A 23474-nucleotide genomic window follows, 5' to 3' on the forward strand; every position below is an offset into this window, starting at 1 on the left:
ATAAAAATTACAAACTTGCACAAAAGCATTATCTACGATCCAGTAGCACAGGTGTCTTAGTCGTATTGGGATCTATGTACAGATCTGCGGCCGTAACCAGCAAAACCTCAACATCCATAAAACCGTCTTCATAGTTCAACAGTTTTTTCAATGCCGCATCTTTTTCCTCAACAAAAGCCTCTCTTTTATCTTCAGAAACATTTTGCACGATTAGCATCTTTACAACATCCTTAAAATTTTTATTTGTTGACAATTGAATCTGAAAAGCGGTTGCCTCATTTGTAAGCGACAGAAATTTATCTAAGTCGTAATGCTGTTCACAAACTATAAAAGATTTTGCCTCTCTGGATTTTAATTCCAAAAAAGATTTTCCATCCAGTTCCACCCATCGGCCTATATCTCCGATGGCATATCGAAAAACCGGAAATCTTTTACGGAATGTATTAGTAACCGCTATTGTACCGTATCCTTCCTCATCGGGATTTATAATTTCGACAATAATACCTTTAATAACGGAAAACAAGGATGGCGTTTTAGTACAATGTGACCAGGCCCAAATTCCAGTTTCGGCGGAACCATACATGGAATACACTTCCTGAAAACCCAGTACCTGCTGTAAAAATTTTTGTGTATTAGGTCGTAAAAACTCTCCCGCATAAAACAACTTCCCGATTTCTATTTGTCTGTTGTTCTTTTGTAAAAAATGAGCAAAGCAGATTAGTTTTGAAGGAGTTCCGAATATAAAATCAGGTTTGAAATGACGGGCTGCCTGTTCCATATCGGCATAACTGGCATGGGCACTTAATGCCAAAGTTGTTGCCTGACATTTTTCAAGAATATCATCCATAATAGCTGCCGTGCGATACATATCGGAATAACCAAAAATGTTCAGGGCAATTGTTTTGGAAGTAAAAAAATTATTTCGGGTAAGTTCGCCTGCCAATGCAAGACGCTGATTATGATTCTCCTGAATATCAACCGGAAAAACCAGCGGCTTTTGAGTGCTCCCGCCTGAGCGTACGAGATACACTCCTGTTTTTTCTTCCTCAAGTTTAAACTTTGTCTCTAAAATTGGCATTAACTCTTTTTTACTCAGTACAGGTGCTCCGGCAGCAAAATCATTTCCTTTGTAAAATTCAATATACAACGGATTTTGTTTGGCCAATTCAAAGTAATCCTGTAATTCAGAATGGTCTATTTTTGGAGGGATACAAACGGGATACATAAGGAGTTGTTTTAGGAGTTTCTTCTTTTTAAATAATAACTGTTCTTGACCAATAATTTGAAATGATTGAAAATAAACAAGCCTTTTTGCTGCCAGGACGGCAATCGCTCCATGGCGTGTTCCAGCCATCGCTGCGAATACATTCCCATTAACTGCTGATCGTATCGATTGGAGCTTTTTCTATACCGCTTTATGATGATCGGGATTTCAATTGCTTTCCAATCTGTGGGGCTGATTCTGGACAAACTTCCTTCTACTTCCCGTACTTCAATGCAGGCTTTATTCAGTAATCCAACTCTGGAAGGTTGAGGTAATGTTTTTAGTACCCGATACCATAAGTCAATGCCTTCGCTTATTGAAACATCCGTTTCATAAAAAATATCTTCAAGATGTTTTTTTCGGATCACAACATTACTGCCAAAACCCATAATAAAATCGGGAGAACTAATAGTGTGTAATGGATCCGGAATTAAAAATAGTTCCTCTGAAAAGGGAATCATTTCTTTTTCAAATGATTTAATTTTCGGTAAATAATAGTTTGACGGGAGGAGCAGAATGCCAAGTATCAGCACATCGAGATTCTCCTTCTCCATCATAGAACTACTATCCTGTAAACAAGTTGGTAAATAACAATCGTCTGCATCCAGAAAACTGATCAAATCTCCGGTTGCCAATTCAATTCCGATATTTCTGGCGTTACTCGGACCTTTATTCTCTTCCAGCTCGATGATCTGAACATCCGTCTGCAAAAATTGAGGAGCAAAAAAAGAGAGTGCGTCTTTTAGATATACCAAACTCAGATCTGAACTGCAATCATCGACAATAATAAGCTCTGACACTTTTTTTCCTGAAAAGCCAGAGAACGAATAGTATCATAGATGTAAGCTTCCTTATTATAAAGAGGTATCACAACGGTATGTTTCATATTTTGACTACTGTGCTATTGGATAAATCAAAGCTCTTCCCTGATGCACATTCACAACAGATTCATCTGATCCCCGAAACATACCGGATCCATAACTTTTATCGTCTTTACACAACAGCATTCCCACTAAATAAATCTGACGATTGTTTTCAGCATCGTCAAACTCTTTCTGATCTACAAAATGCTGAATGAGATAGCTCTTCCAGTTTTCTCTCACTATAGTATTCCAGTTTTCATCAGTGCAATCACTTTTCACATAGGCTCCGATTCCCCTTCCACCGCTGTTTAGTTTTAAAATCAGATTTTGCTTTGTATTTGTAAATTCATCGCATTCAACAGGATCGGTAATAACGAAGCTTGGAATAAGGTACTCTTTCAAAAAATGGTACTCTTCCTTACTCAGGTAGTCCAGCATAATCGCGGCATCATACATGACAGCCAAAACTCTTTTATCATGAATAAGGATTAAAGTTCGAATGTCATTGAAATAGCAATTCTCTTCAATTAACTTGTCCAATACATCGGGGTTAATTTTTTTTAATTCTTCCCGATCCATTTCGAGTATAAATTGTGAAACCGGTACTCCGTTGGCTTCTATTGAATCCTTTACAATCACGAGCTCCTGAGGTTTTGCAGAAATTAATTCAATATTTAATTTTGCCAACTCTCTTTGTGCATTAAAAATATCGCTGCCTTTTTCATCATCATGAATAAGAGCTACTTTTTTATGGGGAGCAAACTGATGAGACAGATCGTCGATAAGATTTTTTAAATCTGTACCTCCTGCAGCTATTTGATCTTTATATTCATTGGTCTGATTGTTTATCAGGTGTAAATAATAACTGATCATCCATCCATTTAACGGATAACGTGCTCCTATTTCACAGATTTTGGGCTGGTCATTACTATCATATAAAAAATCAGGGCGATAAAAACCCTGATTATAGCTTTGGTTACTACACTTTTTTAATAAAGCTTCAAGGTCATTCTCCAGTTGATAATAGTTCCGGATTCTACTGTCTTCAAAGTAATTCAAAACAATTGCTGTACAAGCTTTGTTTAAAACAGCACACAGGCGATCCATCGGTTTGTTATACTCCGGAGACAGGACGACAGACGAATTAGCAAAAGCATCTCTGCCTAATATGTTGATATTCTGAAAGTATTCAAAAAACAACTGATTCCATTTTTCCTGTTGATCAGCTTGGTTTTGCTGTAGTTTAATTTTTGACATATAAGATTGAAGTTTATTTTTTTGTAATAGATTATTAGATACGCCGATTTAAAAACTCAATTCTTCTACTTCCAAAAGATCCACCATCACGGCCGATTTTTTTGCTAAATAGTCGTTGACAATTGCTTCAAGATCATACGATTCAAGATCGATATTCATTGCCTTGGCGTAGTGAAAAATTGAACTAACAGCAAAAAAGAAGTGATTTTTCTCTGTTGGTCCACAGTGAACACTGATCCATGCTAATGTCTTGTCGCATTCTTCTTCTGTGTAACCGTAATCATTAATCAACCAGGACTGGAATTTTGGCAAGATCACTTCTACTTCTCCATGCGTATAAATTTCATGTATCAAAGTTGTCAGTAAAGCAATCATGATGTCTTTATTTCGTAATGAGTTTTGATCTTTCCATGCTTTAAAATCACAGGCACTTTGATTCAGGTAACGTCGGGAAAGCCAGTCATCATCTGTACAGATTGTAGTGGCCATAGTATAAAACAGCTGCGAATGCAAAATTCTGCCTACCACTGCCAGATCTTCATCGACGATACGGTTTAAGCTGGTGATGGATTGCAATAGTGCTTTTTCATCTGCAATAGGTTGATTTTTATGAACCAGCATGGTCATACGATTGCTGATTCCCGATACTGTCATTGCGCTGTTATTGGTTTGACTCCAGCTGTGAAAGAAACGCTGTAAACGTTCTTTGTCCTGAACTTTAGAAGTCAGCTGATTGAAACTTTTCTCAATTTTTGAAAATGCTTCCTCCTGATTTGGAAGGAATTTTAATAACTGATCTTTTAAATGTGATTCTTCCATTCCTTCAAGAACCGGAAGAATAATTGAACTTAAACTTGCCATAACTGTTTTGATTTTAGGTTAATTAATGATTTTGATTTCTATTGTTTGTTGGTGGTTTTTAATGAACAGATTTAGAGCGGTAGTATTTAATTTTCCGAAGCACATCAATATCTTTAAAGTGATATTGCTCTAACCAATCGGCTTCATCGAAAAAGATGCAGCTGGACTCGGCAATTACAATAATGTTTTTACGGAGAGAGATGTGATAGAGTTTCTCTAATAATTCAGCATATTGAAAATCGTAAAGAGGATTGTACAGATAAAAAACATTTCCATCTGAGATATCTGCTTTTAAAATATCTCCCGAAATTGCCCTGGCATTCGCAAGTCCTTCTTTTTCGATTAAAGCAACACAAACTTTATTTCGCTCTTCAAGAATTTCGATTCCTTTAAACTGAACATCCGGATGTTTTACGGCACCGTATAAAATGATATTTCCATAACCGGAACCCAAATCATAAAATACCGTTTGTGGTGTCATTGAAAGCGGGTCAAAAAGAGCCTCTAAGAAACTGGAAGATCCGTATCGATAAGAGTTGAGTCCGTATTTAATCGTAATTTCCGACAGACTTAAACCTTCTTCAATATGATGCAAATACTGATCAATTTCTGATTGAATACTTCTTAATTGCTCCATACTATTTCATCATTAAGAATTCTAGTTTTTCCAGTGAGCGTTTTGCTTTCTCCATTTTAGCGGCATATTCATCATTTACCTCTTTCACGTTGCTGTTACAAAAACTGCAAACCTCTTCTTCTTCATAGACATAATTATCGCAACCGTTACACAACTTTAAGGCTTTAGGTATTCTTGGAACTCTTGCTGTCACATCAACAACAGGAACAGGAGTTTCAGTATGAGGTGATTGTATTTCTACAATTACGCCATTTTCATCTTCGACGATAATTTCAAAAAGTCCCATATCGAAAGAGTCGCCCGGTGCTTCCTGTATTTTTCTTACTCGTTCCTTAAGACCTTTCTTTTTTAATTCTAAAGCACGGTGATGGCAAAAAGGATTATTCCCTCTCTTACCGAACAATACATGACTTGTCCAGGTACAGCCCGCCAGACAAGAAGATTCATAATAGCAGCCTTTACAACCACCCCATAATTCTTCTTTATTTCTATATCTGGAAAAAACCATCTCTTCACTGTATTTCCAAATATCCTCCAGTGCCATATCTTTTACATTTCCTCCTGTATAGGCACTTGTTGGTAAGGAAGGACAGCCTTTAATTTTACCATCTGCTTCAATCCCTATTCCGGTATGTCCTGCCGAACATCCGGTATAATATTTTTCATTGCCCTGTCTCCAAATGTGCTCATACGGTCCAAAATAACCAATGTTATTCCCCGCCTGTATTAGGATATTATGAGCTAAGGCTTTTCTGTAGATCACAATAAGCTCATCGTAAAAATCAATTAATTCATAAGGCTGAACGATCAGTTCATCCGCATTGTCTACGGCATTCCCCATAGCAACGGCAAGTTGTATCTGCCAGTTTTTTACATTATTTTCAATCAAAACATCCAAAAGCTCATTCATCTCATTTTTACTTCTTTTTGTAATTACTGTATTTACGCTAGAAGTTATATTGTGCTTTTTAAGTAATCCCAGACAATTAACAGCATGTTCAAAAGAATCTCTTCTTCCTCTTATTTTATTATGAGTATCCGGCATTCCATCGATAGAAACACCTATATTATTTATTCCCGCTTTTTTTGCAGCAATGATTCTTTCTTCGTTTAAATTATAGGCACCGGACTGCATAGAGCATTCGATCCCACTTTGATGTATTCTTTCGATAATCTCAATCCAGTCTTTTCTTAAAAAAGCTTCCCCCCCAATAATCGAAATTTCTCTGGTACCAAGACGTTTAAGACTATCAATAACTCCAAAACATTGTTCTGTAGTTAATTCACCCGGTCTTACTTTTCCGGCTCTCGATCCGCAATGTGAGCATTTCAAATTGCAAGCCAGCGTAATTTCCCATACGACATGCACTGGGGTAGCCGTTGCATAATCATCCCTTACTCTGTATCTTGTTGAAGTCTTACTAGTATCCATCTTATATCAATTTTACTTATATTTTAGTTCAATGCTTTCTGATATAATGCCGATGTAATATGAAAATAGTACCATGCAATTGGACTATATTGAATATACAATCGGTATTAGTTTTGTTTGTGGTTTGACAATTATTTAAAAGACGGTTTAAAAAGTAAAACTTGATAAACCGTCTTTTTTAGATTACCTTTTCTTTTTCAAGGCATCAATTGCATCAAGCAATTCTACTAATGCTACATGCAAATCTTTTTGTTCTCTTATGGTTTTCTTAGCTTGTTCAGCTACCGCAACCATTTTTTCTAAATCATTCGAGGCAATCGCCTCTCTGATTCCTACTCCGTAAAGTACTGTTGCCATACTATTTTGTTTTTGGATTATTCCTACTCTTTAGGTTTTTCAGATACCCCCTTGTTTTTCTGTACAAGTCAGCTTATTTCTTGTTCTTTAGAGAATCTATTGCGTCCAATAAGTCTAATAAAGCTACAGTCAGATCTCCATGATCTCGTATTGTTTGCTTTGCTTGCTTGGCAACAGCTTCCATCTTAGCCAGGTCATTAGAGGCAAGAGCTTCTCTAACAGCGACACCATAAGGCATGATTATTCCCATAGTTGTTGTTTTTTAGTTATTATTTGTTTTGTTTGAGGATTTATCCTTTTTCAGGAAGAAATTTCTACCGAAGAAACTTTCTGATTCCTTAATTACTATAACCAAACTGATGCAGGAAAAGTGCTGGTTCATTTGGACTCAAGCAAGTCAAATTACCTAAAGTCACTGTTCTGCCTTCATTATTTTTTCCGGTGATAATAATATTCTTCGCTCCAGCTGTTAATTTGCCTAAACGATTTCCGGTATTTACTTCGCTTCCCATTTCATGAGGTGTTCCTGTTCTGGTAGCGATAACATTTCCGGTTCCATTTTCAATTAAAACTCTCTGTCCTATTGCCGGTGCTGGAAATAACTGAGAAACTGTAATATCAGTAAGTTCTCCCAGTGTGATATAAGGAGGCAAAGTTTCGGCATTAATTGTTTCAGATTCTGGTTTACCAAGCGTAATAGTTCTTCCAAACTCAGGCTGTGTACCCGCATTTGTACAATACATCCACGGAGTAGTAAAAGGAGTACCGTCTTCATATTCTCCAGTTGCTATATATCTTTGGTGTACACCTAATTTTGGTTTTTCGGACAGTGTGTTCAAATCAAGGTTATAAAACACTGATTTAATAAGTGTTCCAACTGCAAAGGTACCGGTAGCTTTTTCAACAACAGGAAGAATAACTGGTCCAACTCCTCCTCCATGCCATTCTACATAAGGATACACATTTACATTTTTTACTTTTTGAGGTATTGCTTGCATAATAATAGTTTTTGTCCTACTCATGAGGCTTTTCAGATCCGCCTTCGCTTTTAACTGTGCGAAACAGTCCGTTTTTTAAAGTGGGTTCTGCTCCACTTTTTTCAATCACAACTAATTAATAATTAACTAGTTAATCAAATGATTTTCTTTCATTAAATTTCTATATCAAAGCTATTTTAGATATGAAGATCGAATCGAAAAAATGTTATAAAATGAGAATTATCTGTCATAAGAGACAAAAAACAAGACATAAGATAATTCTTAGAAAAACATCATTAAACAAACTTTCATTTATTTTTGAAAGTTTAAAAACTTTTACTTACATTTGTCTCATGGAATTCAAAGAAGCAAAAAATAAGTTCGTACAAACCTGGGGAGCATTAGGTTCTCAGTGGGGTATTAATAAAACCATGGCACAGATTCATGCGCTGTTAATGGTTTCGAACGAAGCTGTTTCTATGGAAGACATCATGGAGGAATTACAAATTTCACGCGGAAACGCCAGCATGAACCTGAGAGCGTTAATGGATTGGGGAATTGTGTACAAAGAATTCAAAGCCGGAGAAAGAAGGGAATTTTTTACTGCTGAAAAGGATTTAGACGAACTGGCCGTAAAAATTGCCAGAGAAAGAAGTAAAAGAGAAATTAAACCTGCTCTTAAAATATTGAAAGAAGTTTCTACAATTGGAGCAAATGATACTGCTCAAGAAAAACACTTTGTAGATCAGACTTCTAAACTGTATGATTTTGTATTAAAAGCAGATAATATGATGGATAAAATGACCGAATTTAATGAAAACTGGTTGGGACGTCTTGTCCTTAAAATCATGAAATAAAAAAATTTAATCAAAACTTTCATTTTTTTCTGAAAGTTTAAAACAAACGATAACTATGAAAACGCTGGAAAACCAAACCCTACTTTACGATGAAGATTGTCCGCTATGCAGTTTGTATACCACTGGCTTTGTAAAAAGTGGCATGTTAGATCAAAACGGAAGAAAATCATACTGTCAGCTATCTGAGGAAGAACAAAATTTTGTTGATTTAAAACGCGCTCCAAACGAAATCGCTTTAATTGATAACAAAACAAAAACAGTAACTTATGGAATTGACAGCTTAATTAAAGTTGTCGGTTTTTCATTTCCGCTTATTGAAAAAATTGCAACTCTAAAACCGATTCACTTTATCCTCAAAAAAATGTATTCTTTTGTTTCCTACAATCGAAAAGTAATTATCCCGGGAAATGCAGTCGAAGAAAACAAATTACAATGTACTCCGGATTTTAATTATAAATATCGATTTCTGTTTATCGGATTTGCCTCAATGGTAACAAGCTCTATCCTTTTTGGCTATACTAATCTGATTCCGGGTTTACCGAAAACCAGTATTTCGAGAGAAATCATTATTACATTGGGCCAAATTGTTTTCCAAAGTTTGTTTTTATTCCAATTTGACAGACAAACCATTATGAATTATGCCGGAAATCTAATGACCGTTTCTTTAATGGGTTCCTTAATTTTAAGCCCTGTCCTGCTTCTAAGTAAATTTATACCACTTACTGACAGTATCGTTTTAGGCTGGTTCGGAGTCACCGTTTTGATCCTGTTTCTGGAACATTTCAGAAGAATCAAAATTTTGAAACTTCCAATTTACTTATCTTACACCTGGATTCTCTATCGAATTATTGCTTTATTCTTCATTTTAAACTGATTTTAAAAAATCGTCACAGATTGCACGGATTACCATTCGGGCAATTCGTACCAAAAAAACACAACAATGAGCAAACTCATCATCGCAGCCGGAACAGGATTTCTGGGACAGGTTTTAATACATCATTTCAAAAACAAATTTGAAGAAATTGTTATTCTGACTCGAGGGAAATCGCAAATCATTGATGGAATAAAATATGTAAACTGGAATGCCAAAACTTTTTCAGGCTGGGAAAGCGAACTGGAAAATGCCACGGTATTAATTAATCTGGCAGGTAAATCTGTTGATTGTCGCTATACTTCAAAAAATAAAAAAGCAATTTTATTGTCTCGTCTTGAAAGTACAAAAATTTTAAACAAAGCCGTTTTGAATTGTAAAAATCCACCAAAACATTGGCTCAATTCGTCAACTTCCACCATTTACCGTTTTTCTTTAGACAAACAAATGGACGAAGTCGAGGGCGAGATCGGAAATGACTTCTCTATAAATGTGGCTCTCTCATGGGAAAAAGCTTTTTTTAAAACAGAAACTCCAAATACCCTGAAAACGGCATTACGAACATCAATCGTTTTGGGAAAAAACGGCGGTGCTCTCCTTCCGTTAAAAACTTTGGCTAAAATAGGTTTTGGAGGAAAACAAGGAAAAGGAAATCAATGGATCAGCTGGATTCACGAAGATGATTTTGCACGTGCAATCGAGTTTATAATAAAAAAAGAGATGACCGGAAAAGTAAATATCGTTTCGCCAAACCCTATTTCAAATACTGACTTTATGCAAAAGCTTCGAAAAGCAGTTGGTGTACCTTTTGGAATTTCACTCAACCAATTCTTTTTAGAAATCGGATCTTTTATCATTCGAACAGAAACCGAACTGGTTTTAAAGAGCAGAAATGTGATTCCGAAACGACTATTAGAAAAAGGTTTTGCGTTTAAGTTTGAAAATATTGATCCTGCTTTTCAGAACCTCTTATCCTGAAAGAAACGAAATACTGTACTGAAACCAGAAAAGCTACAAAAATCACTTTGTGCTAAGTCTCGTATAGTCCCTACGGGACAGTTATGCAGAGTGGCGAAGTAGTTTTACCAATATGTAATCTCTCCGAGATAGGATATATTATCATTATATCGCTCCTACAGGAGCAGTTTCACGGATTGAAGTGTGGTGATTAACTAAAATTAAATATATGAGGCAATTAATCTCGGGGAGATTACATATTGGTAACACTCATATCCCCAACCTAAAAAAATGATACTGAAAATGACGGTCCTAAACCTTACAACCCGAATAAAAGCCTCTCAAAAATCGGTTTTTGATGCTTCAAGAAATATTGATATTCATCAGCAATCTGCAAGTCCATCAAAAGAAAAAGCAATTGCCGGCGTAACATCCGGTTTAATCCATTTAAATGAAACAGTAACCTGGCGTGGCAAACATTTCGGTTTTTATCTCACTCACAAAAGCCGAATTACAGCAATGAAACCTTATACCTACTTTGTCGACGAAATGGAGCAGGGCAAATTCAAATCTTTCAAACACGAACATTTTTTTGAAGAAAAAGACGGATTTACTATCATGAAAGATAAACTGCAATATGAAACTCCATTTGGAATTTTGGGTGAACTTTTTGATATTTTATTTTTAGAAAAACATCTAACGAACTTCCTTTTGGAACGAAATAAAGTTTTAAAAGAAGCATTGGAAAAATTTTAATCCATTTTTTTACTACTTAGGTGCTAATTATTTAAAACTAGGAAAATAACAGTCCGCATCATCCTTCCTTTTAGAAAAATAAACTTACTAAAAAAGTTTTTCAGGTATAAAAAAAGTTTAAGTTTTAAATACATTTACAGACTAAAAAAAACAACAAAAAAAATACATGAAACAACTCTACTTATTAATCTTCTTTTTTTTCTTTTCAATAATATATTCACAAAACCCAGCAACTATTGATTTAAGCTACGATTATACTGATCAAAACTTATTCTTGAATGGTAACGTCTTTCAAAGTGCTATATTGCCTAATGGACAAACTGTAATTATTGGTAATTTCACAGGATATCAATTACAAAATCAATCCGTTCAAAAAACAGGAAACATCATTAAACTTAATTCTGATTTATCACATGACAAGTCTTTTGATCTGAGCACAAGACTAAAAGGAACAGCTACTACAATTGCAGCGCAGTCCACAGGAAAAATACTCATAGGCGGGAATATCACTTCTTACGATGGTAAAGTCTTAAATACTCCTGTAATTCGTATAAATATAGATGGCAGTTTAGATACTACTTTCCCGAAAGTTTTTTTTTCTAGTGTTATAAATAAAATACAAGTCGATTCAAAAGATAAAATCTATATAACATCTGATAAAGATTTAACACGATTAGATCCAAATGGAGGGTATGATTCCAGTTACAAAGTGGGCAGCAGTTTTCCAGAAGTAATAAAAGCTACAACCACAAGTGCTGATGGCAGTATATTTATCGCAGGTGGCTTTTTTTCTTGGGGAGAACTTAAGGTTTACAAAACAAAACCCGATGGTAATATAGATCATAATTTTAGTAATGGTACCAATTCTTTTAATTGTTCTATAGCTACTATGGCTCTTCAATCTGACGGAAAATTACTAGTAGGAGGATCATTTGGTCTTTTTGGCGGAACGTCTGTTGATCATTTATTAAGATTAAATCCCGATGGAACATTAGATCCATCTTTTTCTTGTCCAGATATAACAGGTAACTATCTCGACTATTGCAAAAGTATCAGAATTACTTTTGTAGTCGAACAGCCGGACAAAAAAATATTGGTAGGCGGAATAATTCCTGCTTACAATGGAGCTCCCGCAAGAAATTTGATACGCCTGAATAGCGACGGGAGTCTCGATAAAACTTTTGTAACCGGTACAGGAACTGATGCTCAAATAAACTCAATAACTATTCGTCCGAATGGTAACCTATTCGTTTGTGCATCTAACATTTCTCCCTTTAATGGATATGTTCCATTAGCGTACAATGATTATTCCATTGGTACTTTTTTTGAATTAGATAAAAATGGCACCTTATTACATCGGGAAAAAAGCTCACTAATTGATGCAAAAAAAATAATAAAGGGCGTAAATGGCCAGTTCAATATCATAGGAGAGTCCAGATCTCCCTATCACAGAGGTTTAAAAACAATAAATAACAATGGAACTCTTTCCGTAAATACTAATTTATTTAGAGGGTTTGATAATAAACTAAAAGGGTGGTCAGGAAATCCAAAAGCTAGTTCCTGCAAAGATGGAGTCTTGCAACCAGATGGGAAAATGATATTAGTTGGAGATTTTGACACCTATAATGACGTTGTCACCGATGGATTAGTCCGACTAAACAATGACTATTCAATTGACACCTCATTTAATGTTGGGAAAAGTTTTACATATTCGGGTAGTGATCCTGAAATACATTCCGTAGCGCTCCAGTCTGATGGAAAAATATTGGTAGGAGGTTATTTCGATTCTTACAGAGGGACACCGGTAAAGGGCAAAATAATTCGTTTGAATAAAGATGGATCACTAGATACGACTTTTAATTTTGTCTCGGAGCTTTTTAGTACTGCACCAAGACAAATTGAAATACAAACCGATGGCAAAATAATAATAAATGTAGGAGCGCTGGAACGACTCCATTCGGACGGGACACTCGACGATTCTTATACCCCTGACTCAGAAGGACCTGGCTATTTTGCTAAATTTTCTTTATTACCAGATGGAAAAGTATTAATTCCGACCAGGACTAAAATAATAAAAGTAAATAAGGACGGGAGTACCGATACCTCTTTTAATAGTGGCGAATTTAATAGGGCATCAGAAATTTCTTTTGCTATACAACCTGATGGAAAAATTTTATGCGCAGGAGAATTCTTTTCCTATAATGGTAAGAGTATTAACGGTCTTTTGCGATTAAACGCTGACGGAACGTTGGACTCAGGATTTGATATCGGGACAGGATTTAATGCTGAAGTAACATCAGTTTTCATCGACTCAGATGGAAAAATCCTTGTAGCTGGTTTATTCGACAATTACAACGGTGTATGGTGTAATGGATCTGTAAAACTACTGGGAGAAAATGCTTTTTTGGTACGTGGCCAAAACAAATTTGACTCAAATAATGATGGTTGTGACGAAAGTGATTTTCCTTTTACAAACTCAAAACTTACCATTGTAGCTGGTTCTATAACCACAGAGATGATTGCCAATGACACTGGTAATTACAACATTCCATTACCTTCGGGGAAACATACAATTACTCCTAAATTAGAAAACCCTTCTTACTTTAATGTTGAGCCAAAGAATACAACTGTAGATTTTCCTACACAAACTAGTCCTTTAATTTCTAATTTCTGTGTGACCCCAAATGGTATGCATCCTGACTTAGAAATCGTTATAATTCCACTGGATCCGGCAAGACCAGGCTTTCAATCAAAATACAAAATTCTATTAAAAAACAAAGGCAATCAACTCCAATCCGGTTCTGTAATCCTAACATTCGATAATTCTCTTATAAGCATTGTATCCACAAATCCACCAGCATCAAATAAAACTGCGAATACTTTAAAATGGAATTTTAATAACCTACAACCTTTCCATGCAAATGAACTATCAATTAATGTTCTGGTAAATAAGCCGACAGATATACCTCCCGCAAATTCAGGAACTATCTTAAAGTATACTGCACAAATACAATCTTCTTCCAAAGATGACACTCCAAATGACAATACTTTTAATTTTAATCATATAGTTGTAAACTCATTTGATCCTAATGATAAAACATGTTTAGAAGGAACCACAATTCAATCTTCTAAAATCGGAGAATATGTACACTATTTAATTCGTTTCGAGAATACAGGAACATATAAAGCGCAAAATATTACCGTAAAAGACATTATTGATATCAACAAATTTGATATATCCACGTTAATTCCACAAACTGGAAGTCATTTATTTACTACCAAAATTTCTGAAGGAAACAAAGTTGAATTTTTATTTGAGGGCATTAATCTTCCTTTTGATGATGCGAATAATGACGGTTATTTAGTTTTTAAGATCAAAACTAAATCTACATTAAAAGCAGGAGATGAATTTAGTAATTCCTCTAGTATATATTTTGACTATAATCCTGCCATAATCACAAATACAGCTATAACCAAAATCGAATCAAATCTTAGTAATCAGGACTTCTCGCTTAAAGATACCTTTTCTATATATCCAAATCCTGTTGTTAATATATTATCGATGAGTCAAACAGATAATATTGAAATTAATTCTTTAAGCATTTATAATGTTTTAGGACAATTGGTCTTAATATATCCAAATGCTAAAAACATGACTTCAATTGATGTCTCAAATTTACCATCTGGGTCCTATTTTATGAAAGTAAACTCTAATCGAGGATCTTCAAATATCACATTCATTAAAAAATAGTATCCTAGAAAAAATTCCAAAATAGTTATCTGTCTTTTTTAGAATTTCATTAATAAAGAAAGCCATAAAAAACCAAAGCCAATATTTTTAAATCGGTTTTGGTTTTTTTTATAAACATCTAATCATCAGCCACCAAAATATCGGTACACTTTCCACCCAAAAAGAAGTATAATATTTGGAGCGATTGGGTTTTGCAAATGCAATAAATAACATCAATACAAAAATCATAATCAGATTGATAAAAGCATCATGATAATTAAAAGTAGAAACAAAAACTTCTAATCCCCAAAAAGGAATCAGCAATAAGAGTCCTAAAATTTTGGTTCGTTTTACCCCAATTGTTTGAGGAACCGTTTGCAAATGCGGATCGTCATTGGCCAAATCGATAATTTCAAAAACCAAAACCAGAACAAAAACCAAAACAAAACGCTGAATGCATTTTATAAAAAAATCACTGGTAAAAGGAATTTCGGCATTTATCAAAGGTAAAACTAAGGTAGCGCCCACCCAGCAAACTGCTACGATATAAATTTTTACGCCTGCCCAATTTCGTGCATTTCTCCGATTCGGAAAAAACGGAAGGGTGTAAAGTGCCGTTATTAAAAAAATCACAATTGAAACAATTTGAGTAATCCGCTTCAACTGAAAAAAATAATAGCCCACCAAAAACAGTGAAATAAAACTCAAAATGGCAATAATTTTCAACTGGTTTCCGATTTTTTTCTTTTGAACACGAACCAAAACATCATATTTAACAAAATTATACCCCACAATTGTTCCAAAAAAACCAAACAATGCCATCGACTCATCGTACTGAATATGAAACACATGAAAGGTAATCCGAATGAGTGCATAACATGACAAAGCCACATGAATACTGCCATTCAGGTAAAAATCTAATATGTACTTTAACACTTTCATTATTCAAATCTAATCAATTATTAAGAAACCATATCTTTAATTGAAAATTTCACAAAAAATGAAGTTAAAAATGTGCATTAAATTATTATTAATACTTAATTTTGCGCGACTAAAAAACAACACTTTTACTACTATATGAAAACAGATGCTTTTGCTTTAAGACACATTGGTCCAAGAGAAACAGATCTTCAACACATGTTACAGACTATCGGAGTTGAATCGATCGAACAACTTGTTTATGAAACCCTTCCGGATGATATTCGTTTAAAAGCACCATTAAACTTAGATCCGGCTATGACGGAGTATGAGTTTGCAAACCATATTCAGGAATTAGGAAAGAAAAATAAAGTATTCAAATCATATATTGGTTTGGGTTACCATCCAACAATCGTTCCGGCTCCAATTCAAAGAAACATTTTTGAAAACCCGGGATGGTATACAGCTTATACTCCTTATCAGGCTGAAATTGCTCAAGGTCGTCTTGAAGCTATTTTAAATTTCCAGACTACGGTTATTGAATTAACGGGAATGGAAATCGCCAATGCCTCTTTATTAGATGAAGGAACTGCTGCCGCAGAAGCTATGGCGTTATTATTTGACGTTCGTACACGTGACCAAAAGAAAAACAATACAAACAAATTCTTCGTTTCTGAAGAAATTTTGCCACAAACTTTATCTATTCTTCAAACACGTTCAACTCCGGTTGGAATTGAATTAGTAGTTGGAAACCATGAAACATTTGATTTTTCAAATGAATTTTTCGGAGCTATTTTACAGTACCCTGGAAAATATGGTCAGGTAAACGATTACAGCGCTTTTGTTGCTAAAGCAAAAGAAAATGAAATTAAAGTGGCCTTCGCTGCTGATATTTTATCATTAGCTACTTTAACTTCTCCTGGAGAAATGGGAGCTGCTGTAGTAGTTGGAACTTCACAACGTTTTGGTGTACCAATGGGTTATGGCGGACCTCATGCTGCATTCTTTGCTACTAAAGAAGAATACAAACGATCTATGCCGGGCCGTATCATTGGTGTTTCGATCGATGTAAACGGAAACCGTGCGTTACGTATGGCGTTAGGAACTCGTGAGCAACACATTAAACGTGAAAAAGCGACTTCAAATATTTGTACTGCTCAGGTATTATTAGCAGTTATGGCTGGAATGTACGCGGTTTACCACGGACCAAAAGGGCTACAATACATTGCAAACAAAGTTCATGCATCGGCGGTTACTGCTGCTGAAGCCTTAAATAAATTAGGAGTTTACCAAACCAACACTGCTTACTTTGATACTATTTTAGTAAAAGCTGACGCTCAAAAAGTAAAAGCTGTTGCGGAGAAAAACGAAGTAAACTTCTTCTATCCTGATGCCGAATCCATTTCGATTTCATTTAACGAAACGACTTCAATTGCTGACATCAACCAAATTATTGCCATTTTTGCTGAAGCTTTAGGAAAAGAAACTTTTACCGTTTCTGAATTATCTGAGGCAAGTCAGTTACCGGCTTCATTAGAAAGAACATCTCCTTTCTTAACACATGATGTATTCAACAATCATCATTCAGAAAGTCAGTTGATGCGTTACATCAAAAAATTAGAACGTAAAGATTTATCATTGAATCATTCGATGATTTCATTAGGTTCTTGTACAATGAAGTTAAACGCAGCTTCAGAAATGCTTCCTTTATCAATGCCTAACTGGAACAGCATTCACCCTTTTGCACCAGTTGAACAGGCAGAAGGTTACATCACCATGCTTAAAAAATTAGAGCAGCAGTTAAATGTAATTACCGGATTTGCGGGAACAACATTACAACCTAACTCAGGAGCACAAGGAGAATATGCCGGTTTAATGGCTATTCGTGCTTACCACATGTCAAGAAATGAAGGTCACCGTAATGTATGTTTGATTCCTTCATCAGCTCACGGAACCAATCCTGCTTCTGCAGCTATGGCCGGAATGAAAATCATTGTAACCAAAACTACTCCGGAAGGAAACATTGATGTAGAGGATTTAAGAGAAAAAGCGATCGAACATAAAGATGATTTATCTTGTTTAATGGTAACGTATCCTTCTACTCATGGAGTTTTCGAATCTTCAATCATTGAAATTACTAAATTAATCCACGACAATGGCGGATTAGTATATATGGATGGTGCTAATATGAATGCTCAGGTTGGTTTAACTAACCCGGCTACAATTGGTGCTGACGTTTGTCACTTAAACTTACACAAAACATTCGCTATTCCTCACGGTGGCGGTGGACCTGGAGTTGGACCAATCTGTGTGAACGAAAAACTGGTTCCTTTCTTACCAACAAACCCGATCCTTAAAGTAGGTGGTGAACAAGCGATTACTGCCATTTCATCTGCGCCTTACGGATCAGCTTTAGTATGTTTAATTTCTTACGGCTACATCACAATGATGGGTGGTGAAGGATTAAAAAGTGCTACTGAGCATGCAATTTTGAACGCTAACTACATGAAAACACGTTTCGAAGGGCACTACCCAATTCTTTATACAGGAGAATGCGGAAGAGCGGCTCACGAAATGATCTTAGATTGCCGTGCATTTAAAGAAAACGGAATTGAAGTTGGTGATATCGCGAAGCGTTTAATGGATTATGGTTTCCATGCTCCTACCGTTTCTTTCCCGGTTGCCGGAACTTTAATGATTGAACCTACAGAATCTGAAGATTTAGCAGAGTTAGATCGTTTTTGTGATGCTCTTATCTCCATTAGAAAAGAAATTGAAGCTGCAACAGCCGATGACAAAAACAATGTATTAAAAAATGCACCTCATACATTAGCAATGTTAACTGCTGATACCTGGGATTTCCCTTATTCAAGAGAAACAGCAGCTTACCCATTAGAATACATTGCCGACAATAAATTCTGGCCTTCAGTTCGTCGTGTAGATGACGCATACGGAGACAGAAATTTAGTTTGTAGCTGTGCTCCTATTGAGGCTTATATGGAAAACTAAAAATTAAGTTTTTCCTTTAATATATATTATCCAAATCCGACAGGTTTTAAAAACCTGTCGGATTTTTTATTTCAACACTTTTACATGCTTCTGTTTCATTTGTAACAAATCAAAAAACACTTTTTACTCTAAGAGAAAAATTACACCAATAAACCACCGATCGCAAACGTTTGAAATCTCGCTAAAATCTATAATTCATTATAAAATAACCAATATATCTTCCAAAAAATTATTATTCCTCAATTATATGCGTGCATAGTATTTTTTATGATAGTTATCATGATTTTATTTATACTTTAGCCCTAAATTTACCGGACAATAAAGGAATAATGAAAATAAAAATAATAGGTATAGGAAGTTACATTCCTACTCAAGAAGTAAGCAATACTGACTTTGGCGATCATGTTTTTTTAAATGAGGACGGAACTCCTTTTGGTTACCCTAACGAAGTTGTAATAAAAAAATTCAAAGGCATCACCGGTATCGAAAATCGTCGTTATGCCGAAGACCAACATACTTCATCTGATTTGGCCTTTTTTGCCTCCGAAAAAGCTCTTGAAAATGCTAAAATAGATCGCGAAACCTTAGACTACATCATTTACGCACATAATTTCGGTGACGTAAAAGCGGGAACCCATCAAACTGATATTCTTCCAAGTTTAGCAACACGTGTAAAAAACAAACTAGGTATTAAAAATCCTAAATGTGTGGCTTATGATATTATTTTTGGCTGTCCGGGCTGGATTGAAGGTGTCCTGCAGGCCAATGCCTTTATAAAATCAGGCATGGCAAAAAGAGTGATGGTAATTGGTTCTGAAACACTTTCAAGAGTAGTTGACGATCACGATCGCGATTCTATGATTTACTCAGATGGTGCAGGTGTTTCTATTTTAGAAGCTTCTGATGATGAAGCAGGATTACTATCTTATGAAAGTGCTACTTTTGCAACTGATGAAGCCAACTACCTATTCTTTGGAAAATCATACAACCCTGATTTAGATCCGGACATTAAATACATCAAAATGTACGGGCGTAAAATTTACGAATTTGCTTTAAGTCAGGTGCCATGTGCCATGAAAAGCTGTCTTGATAAAAGTGGAATATCCATTGATGAAGTGAAAAAAATTCTGATTCATCAGGCCAATGAAAAAATGGATGAAGCCATTATTGCCCGTTTTTATAAATTATACGAAAAAACACCTCCTGAAAACATTATGCCAATGTGCATACATGATTTAGGAAATTCCAGTGTTGCTACAGTACCAACTCTTTATGATTTATTGATACAAGGGAAACTGGAAAATCACGAAATAAATAAAGGTGATGTTGTTATTTTTGCCTCTGTTGGGGCAGGAATGAATGTCAATGCTTTTGTTTACAGATATTAGTTTTAAGTCGCAGTTTTCAGTATTCAGTCTCAGTATTCAGTAGACTGCAAACTGTGACTGAATACTGAGACTGAATACTGCGACTGTAAACTGTAAACTAAAAAAGTCCGTAACCTATGGTGCGGACTTTTTTTAGTATATTTGCGACCTAATTATAAAATCAAGAACGAGAAATTGTTTCGTTCCTCGCAATGACTATGTACGAAAAAACGTTTCCCAATAAAAGATTCAAACTTACTTTAGAATTTTTACAAAAACACGTTAAAACATCAGAGACTATTTTTGATTTTGGTGTACCAAATCCATTCTCTAAGATAATGGAAGAAAATGGTTATACTGTAAAAAATACAAAAGGCGAAGATCTGGACAACGATCAAACGGCTTTACAAACGGAAGAATATAGTGTTTTTACCGCTTTTGAAATTTTCGAACATTTGCTAAATCCCTATACCATTCTGCAAAATGTAAAATGTGATAAATTGTTAATATCAATTCCATTACGTTTATGGTTTTCATCTGCATATCGTTCTAAAACTGATATGTGGGACAGACATTATCATGAATTCGAAGACTGGCAATTGGACTGGCTTTTAGAAAAAACAGGCTGGAAAATTACCGATCGTCAAAAATTTACACATCCGGTAAAGAAGTTTGGTTTCAGACCTTTATTGAGATATTTTACTCCACGATATTATATTGTTGTGGCGGAAAAAATAAAAGCCTAAAGTCAAATTCCAATAAAAAAAATCCAAATTCCAATTAAGCCCGTTTTGATTGGAATTTGGAATTTAAAGAATTGGGATTTAAATTGAAAATTATGAAGTATTACATCGTCATTCCGGCTCACAACGAACAAGATTTAATTGGCTTGACCTTACAATCTTTGGTTTCACAAACTGTTTTACCATCAAAAGTTGTTGTGGTAAATGACAATTCAACAGATCGAACAGAAGAAATTGTACTGGGTTTTGCAAAAGAAAACCCTTTTATTTCTGTTGTAAACAAAACATCAGATGCCATTCATATGCCGGGAAGTAAAGTAATTCAGGCGTTTCAGAAAGGCTTAGAAACTTTGGATTCCGACTATGATATTATGGTAAAAATAGACGGTGATCTTATTTTCCCTTCCAATTATTTCGAAACTATTATCGCACATTTTCAGTCTGATTCAAAAGTAGGAATGGCGGGAGGTTTTTGTTATATTGAAAAAAATGGAGACTGGATTTTAGAAAACCTTACCGATAAAGATCATATTCGCGGAGCACTCAAAGCCTATCGCAAAGAAACTTTTCAGCAAATTGGAGGTTTAAAACCTGCTATGGGCTGGGACACTGTAGACGAACTTCTTTGTAAATATTACGGATGGAAAATTGTCACCGACGCTTCTTTACACGTAAAACATCTGAAACCAACTGGCGCTAACTATAACAAAACTGCCCGATACAAACAAGGCGAAGCATTTTATACTTTAGGATATGGTTTCTGGATTACCGCAATCGCATCGGCTAAACTGGCCATGATGAAGAAAAAACCATTTCTCTTTTTGGATTATATCCGTGGATTCTGGAAAGCAAAAAAAGCAAAAACGCCATTACTCGTTACTCCCGAACAAGCTAAATTTATTAAAAATTATCGTTTGCAAAAAATGAAACAGAAGTTTTTTAAATCTTAAAAAAATTAAAAAACTGTAAACTGAAACTATAAACTGTAAACTAATCCTTAATTTAGCCAATATTTGTAAAACTATGATGCTAATTCGTTACTTATCCCAGGTTGGGAAATATTTTTTAATGCTGAAAGAGATTTTCAATAAACAGACTAAATGGCCTGTTATGCGACAATTAATTTTTAAAGAAATTGATGATTTAATTATTGACTCTCTTGGTATCGTTTGCTTTATCTCTTTCTTTGTTGGAGGTGTTGTTGCGATTCAAACGGCTTTAAACTTAACTAATCCTTTAATCCCAAAATATTTAATCGGTTTTGCTACACGTCAATCTGTGATTTTGGAGTTTGCTCCTACTTTTATTTCGGTAATTATGGCCGGAAAAATGGGATCTTTTATTACTTCAAGCATCGGAACTATGCGTGTTACAGAGCAAATCGATGCTTTGGAAGTTATGGGGGTAAACTCTCTTAACTATCTTGTTTTCCCTAAAATTATTGCTTTACTATTATATCCTTTTGTGATTGGAATCAGTATGTTCCTGGGAATTTTTGGTGGATGGCTTGCTGGTGTTTACGGAGGTTTTACGAGCAGCAGTGACTTTATTATTGGAGCCCAAATAGAATTCATTCCTTTTCACATCGTTTATGCTTTTATTAAAACTCTAATATTTGCTATGCTTTTAGCTACTATTCCTTCTTTTCACGGTTATTACATGAAAGGTGGTGCACTAGAGGTAGGTAAGGCCAGTACGGTATCGTTTGTTTGGACTTCGGTTTCAATCATTCTTTTTAATTATATACTAACACAATTGTTACTAGGATCATGATAGAAGTAAAAAATTTAGAAAAATCATTTGGCGACAGCAAAGTTCTGAAAGGTGTTTCGACAGTTTTTGAAACTGGAAAAACGAACTTAATTATTGGACAAAGTGGATCCGGAAAGACTGTTTTATTAAAAAGCCTGCTAGGAATTCATACTCCCGATAATGGAACTATTGAATTTGATGGCCGTGTTTATTCAGAACTGGATCCAGATGAAAAAAGAGAATTAAGAACTGAAATCGGAATGGTTTTTCAGGGAAGTGCTTTATTTGATTCAATGACTGTTGAAGAAAATGTCGCTTTCCCGCTAAAAATGTTCACAAACGATAACAAGGCTAAAGTCAAAGAACGTGTTGATTTTGTTCTGGAAAGAGTAAACTTAATTGATGCCCATAAAAAATTACCTTCTGAAATTTCAGGAGGAATGCAGAAGCGTGTTGCGATTGCACGTGCAATTGTAAATAATCCGAAGTACTTATTTTGCGATGAACCTAACTCCGGTCTGGACCCAAACACTTCTACTCTGATTGATAATCTGATCAAAGAAATTACAGAAGAGTACAACATTACTACGGTTATTAACACTCACGATATGAACTCGGTGATGGAAATTGGTGAGAATATTGTATTCTTAAAAAAAGGAGTTAAAGCATGGCAGGGAACTAAAGAAGAAATCTTTAGAACGGATAACGAAGCCATTGTAAAATTCGTTTATTCTTCTAATCTGTTTAAAAAAGTCCGAGAGGCTTATTTGAAAGGATAGCTTTTTTAAATTCCAAATTCTGCTGGAAAAACTCAATAAAAAAAAATTCCAAATTCCAATACTTATGCAGTTGGAATTTGGAATTTT

Annotated in this window: 21 protein-coding genes; 11 read left to right on the forward strand and 10 right to left on the reverse strand. The window is 35.1% G+C overall.

Features of this window, described 5'->3' with window-relative positions:
- Positions 1–28: 28 nt before the first annotated feature.
- From C245_RS0102885 to C245_RS0102925, 9 genes are all read right to left on the reverse strand, one after another.
- Positions 29–1225 (reverse strand): AMP-binding protein, encoded by a 1197-nt coding sequence (locus tag C245_RS0102885; RefSeq protein WP_017495074.1) that lies wholly within the window; start codon positions 1223–1225, stop codon positions 29–31.
- An 11-nt stretch (positions 1226–1236) separates the two neighbouring features.
- Positions 1237–2064: a glycosyltransferase family 2 protein gene (locus C245_RS0102890; protein WP_017495075.1), complete on the reverse strand. Its 828-nt coding sequence runs from the start codon at positions 2062–2064 to the stop codon at positions 1237–1239.
- A gap of 93 nt (positions 2065–2157) precedes the next feature.
- Positions 2158–3384, reverse strand: a complete 1227-nt coding sequence (locus tag C245_RS0102895; RefSeq protein ID WP_017495076.1) for a hypothetical protein — start codon at positions 3382–3384, stop codon at positions 2158–2160.
- 48 nt (positions 3385–3432) lie between these two features.
- Entirely contained in the window at positions 3433–4245 is an 813-nt protein-coding gene (locus C245_RS0102900; protein ID WP_017495077.1) for a hypothetical protein, read from the reverse strand.
- Between the two features lie 58 nt (positions 4246–4303).
- Positions 4304–4882 carry a hypothetical protein gene (locus C245_RS0102905; protein ID WP_017495078.1) on the reverse strand — a complete coding sequence of 193 codons (579 nt, stop codon included), beginning with the start codon at positions 4880–4882 and terminating at the stop codon, positions 4304–4306.
- A gap of 1 nt (position 4883) precedes the next feature.
- Positions 4884–6314, reverse strand: a complete 1431-nt coding sequence (locus C245_RS0102910; protein WP_017495079.1) for a radical SAM protein — start codon at positions 6312–6314, stop codon at positions 4884–4886.
- Between the two features lie 183 nt (positions 6315–6497).
- Entirely contained in the window at positions 6498–6671 is a 174-nt protein-coding gene (locus C245_RS23875; RefSeq protein WP_017495080.1) for a DUF1843 domain-containing protein, read from the reverse strand.
- Positions 6672–6744: 73 nt separating this feature from the next.
- Complete coding sequence (locus C245_RS23880; protein WP_017495081.1) at positions 6745–6921, reverse strand: DUF1843 domain-containing protein; 177 nt, start codon at positions 6919–6921, stop codon at positions 6745–6747.
- An 88-nt stretch (positions 6922–7009) separates the two neighbouring features.
- A complete protein-coding gene (locus C245_RS0102925; RefSeq protein WP_017495082.1) occupies positions 7010–7669 on the reverse strand; it encodes a hypothetical protein in 660 nt (219 codons plus the stop codon).
- Between the two features lie 332 nt (positions 7670–8001).
- On the opposite strand from C245_RS0102925, the gene C245_RS0102935 reads away from it, so the two are divergent.
- The 5 genes from C245_RS0102935 (at position 8002) to C245_RS23550 (ending at position 14840) form a co-directional block, all read left to right on the forward strand.
- On the forward strand, positions 8002–8505 hold the full coding sequence (locus C245_RS0102935; protein WP_017495084.1) for a GbsR/MarR family transcriptional regulator: 504 nt from the start codon (positions 8002–8004) through the stop codon (positions 8503–8505).
- A gap of 55 nt (positions 8506–8560) precedes the next feature.
- Positions 8561–9379, forward strand: a complete 819-nt coding sequence (locus tag C245_RS0102940; RefSeq protein WP_017495085.1) for a hypothetical protein — start codon at positions 8561–8563, stop codon at positions 9377–9379.
- A 66-nt stretch (positions 9380–9445) separates the two neighbouring features.
- Entirely contained in the window at positions 9446–10354 is a 909-nt protein-coding gene (locus tag C245_RS0102945) for a TIGR01777 family oxidoreductase (RefSeq protein WP_017495086.1), read from the forward strand.
- 270 nt (positions 10355–10624) lie between these two features.
- Positions 10625–11089 (forward strand): SRPBCC family protein, encoded by a 465-nt coding sequence (locus C245_RS0102950; protein WP_017495087.1) that lies wholly within the window; start codon positions 10625–10627, stop codon positions 11087–11089.
- 166 nt (positions 11090–11255) lie between these two features.
- Complete coding sequence (locus tag C245_RS23550) at positions 11256–14840, forward strand: T9SS type A sorting domain-containing protein (RefSeq protein ID WP_017495088.1); 3585 nt, start codon at positions 11256–11258, stop codon at positions 14838–14840.
- A gap of 108 nt (positions 14841–14948) precedes the next feature.
- Here the strand turns inward: C245_RS23550 and C245_RS0102960 are convergent, their stop codons facing one another.
- Positions 14949–15761, reverse strand: coding sequence for a hypothetical protein (locus tag C245_RS0102960; protein WP_017495089.1), 813 nt, complete (start codon positions 15759–15761; stop codon positions 14949–14951).
- Between the two features lie 135 nt (positions 15762–15896).
- Here C245_RS0102960 and gcvP point away from each other — a divergent pair, with 135 nt between their 5' ends.
- From gcvP to C245_RS0102990, 6 genes are all read left to right on the forward strand, one after another.
- On the forward strand, positions 15897–18746 hold the full coding sequence (gene gcvP, locus C245_RS0102965; RefSeq protein WP_017495090.1) for an aminomethyl-transferring glycine dehydrogenase: 2850 nt from the start codon (positions 15897–15899) through the stop codon (positions 18744–18746).
- A 329-nt stretch (positions 18747–19075) separates the two neighbouring features.
- Positions 19076–20134 carry a 3-oxoacyl-ACP synthase III family protein gene (locus C245_RS0102970; RefSeq protein WP_017495091.1) on the forward strand — a complete coding sequence of 353 codons (1059 nt, stop codon included), beginning with the start codon at positions 19076–19078 and terminating at the stop codon, positions 20132–20134.
- A gap of 197 nt (positions 20135–20331) precedes the next feature.
- Entirely contained in the window at positions 20332–20859 is a 528-nt protein-coding gene (locus C245_RS0102975) for a methyltransferase (protein ID WP_017495092.1), read from the forward strand.
- Positions 20860–20951: 92 nt separating this feature from the next.
- On the forward strand, positions 20952–21806 hold the full coding sequence (locus C245_RS0102980) for a glycosyltransferase family 2 protein (protein ID WP_026109825.1): 855 nt from the start codon (positions 20952–20954) through the stop codon (positions 21804–21806).
- A gap of 73 nt (positions 21807–21879) precedes the next feature.
- Entirely contained in the window at positions 21880–22629 is a 750-nt protein-coding gene (locus C245_RS0102985) for an ABC transporter permease (RefSeq protein WP_017495094.1), read from the forward strand.
- Positions 22626–23387, forward strand: coding sequence for an ABC transporter ATP-binding protein (locus C245_RS0102990; RefSeq protein WP_017495095.1), 762 nt, complete (start codon positions 22626–22628; stop codon positions 23385–23387). The genes C245_RS0102985 and C245_RS0102990 overlap by 4 nt, the downstream gene beginning before the upstream one ends.
- The last annotated feature ends 87 nt before the right edge of the window (positions 23388–23474 follow it).

The sequence above is a fragment of the Flavobacterium sp. WG21 genome, assembly GCF_000335775.1.
Taxonomy (GTDB): Bacteria; Bacteroidota; Bacteroidia; order Flavobacteriales; family Flavobacteriaceae; genus Flavobacterium; species Flavobacterium tructae.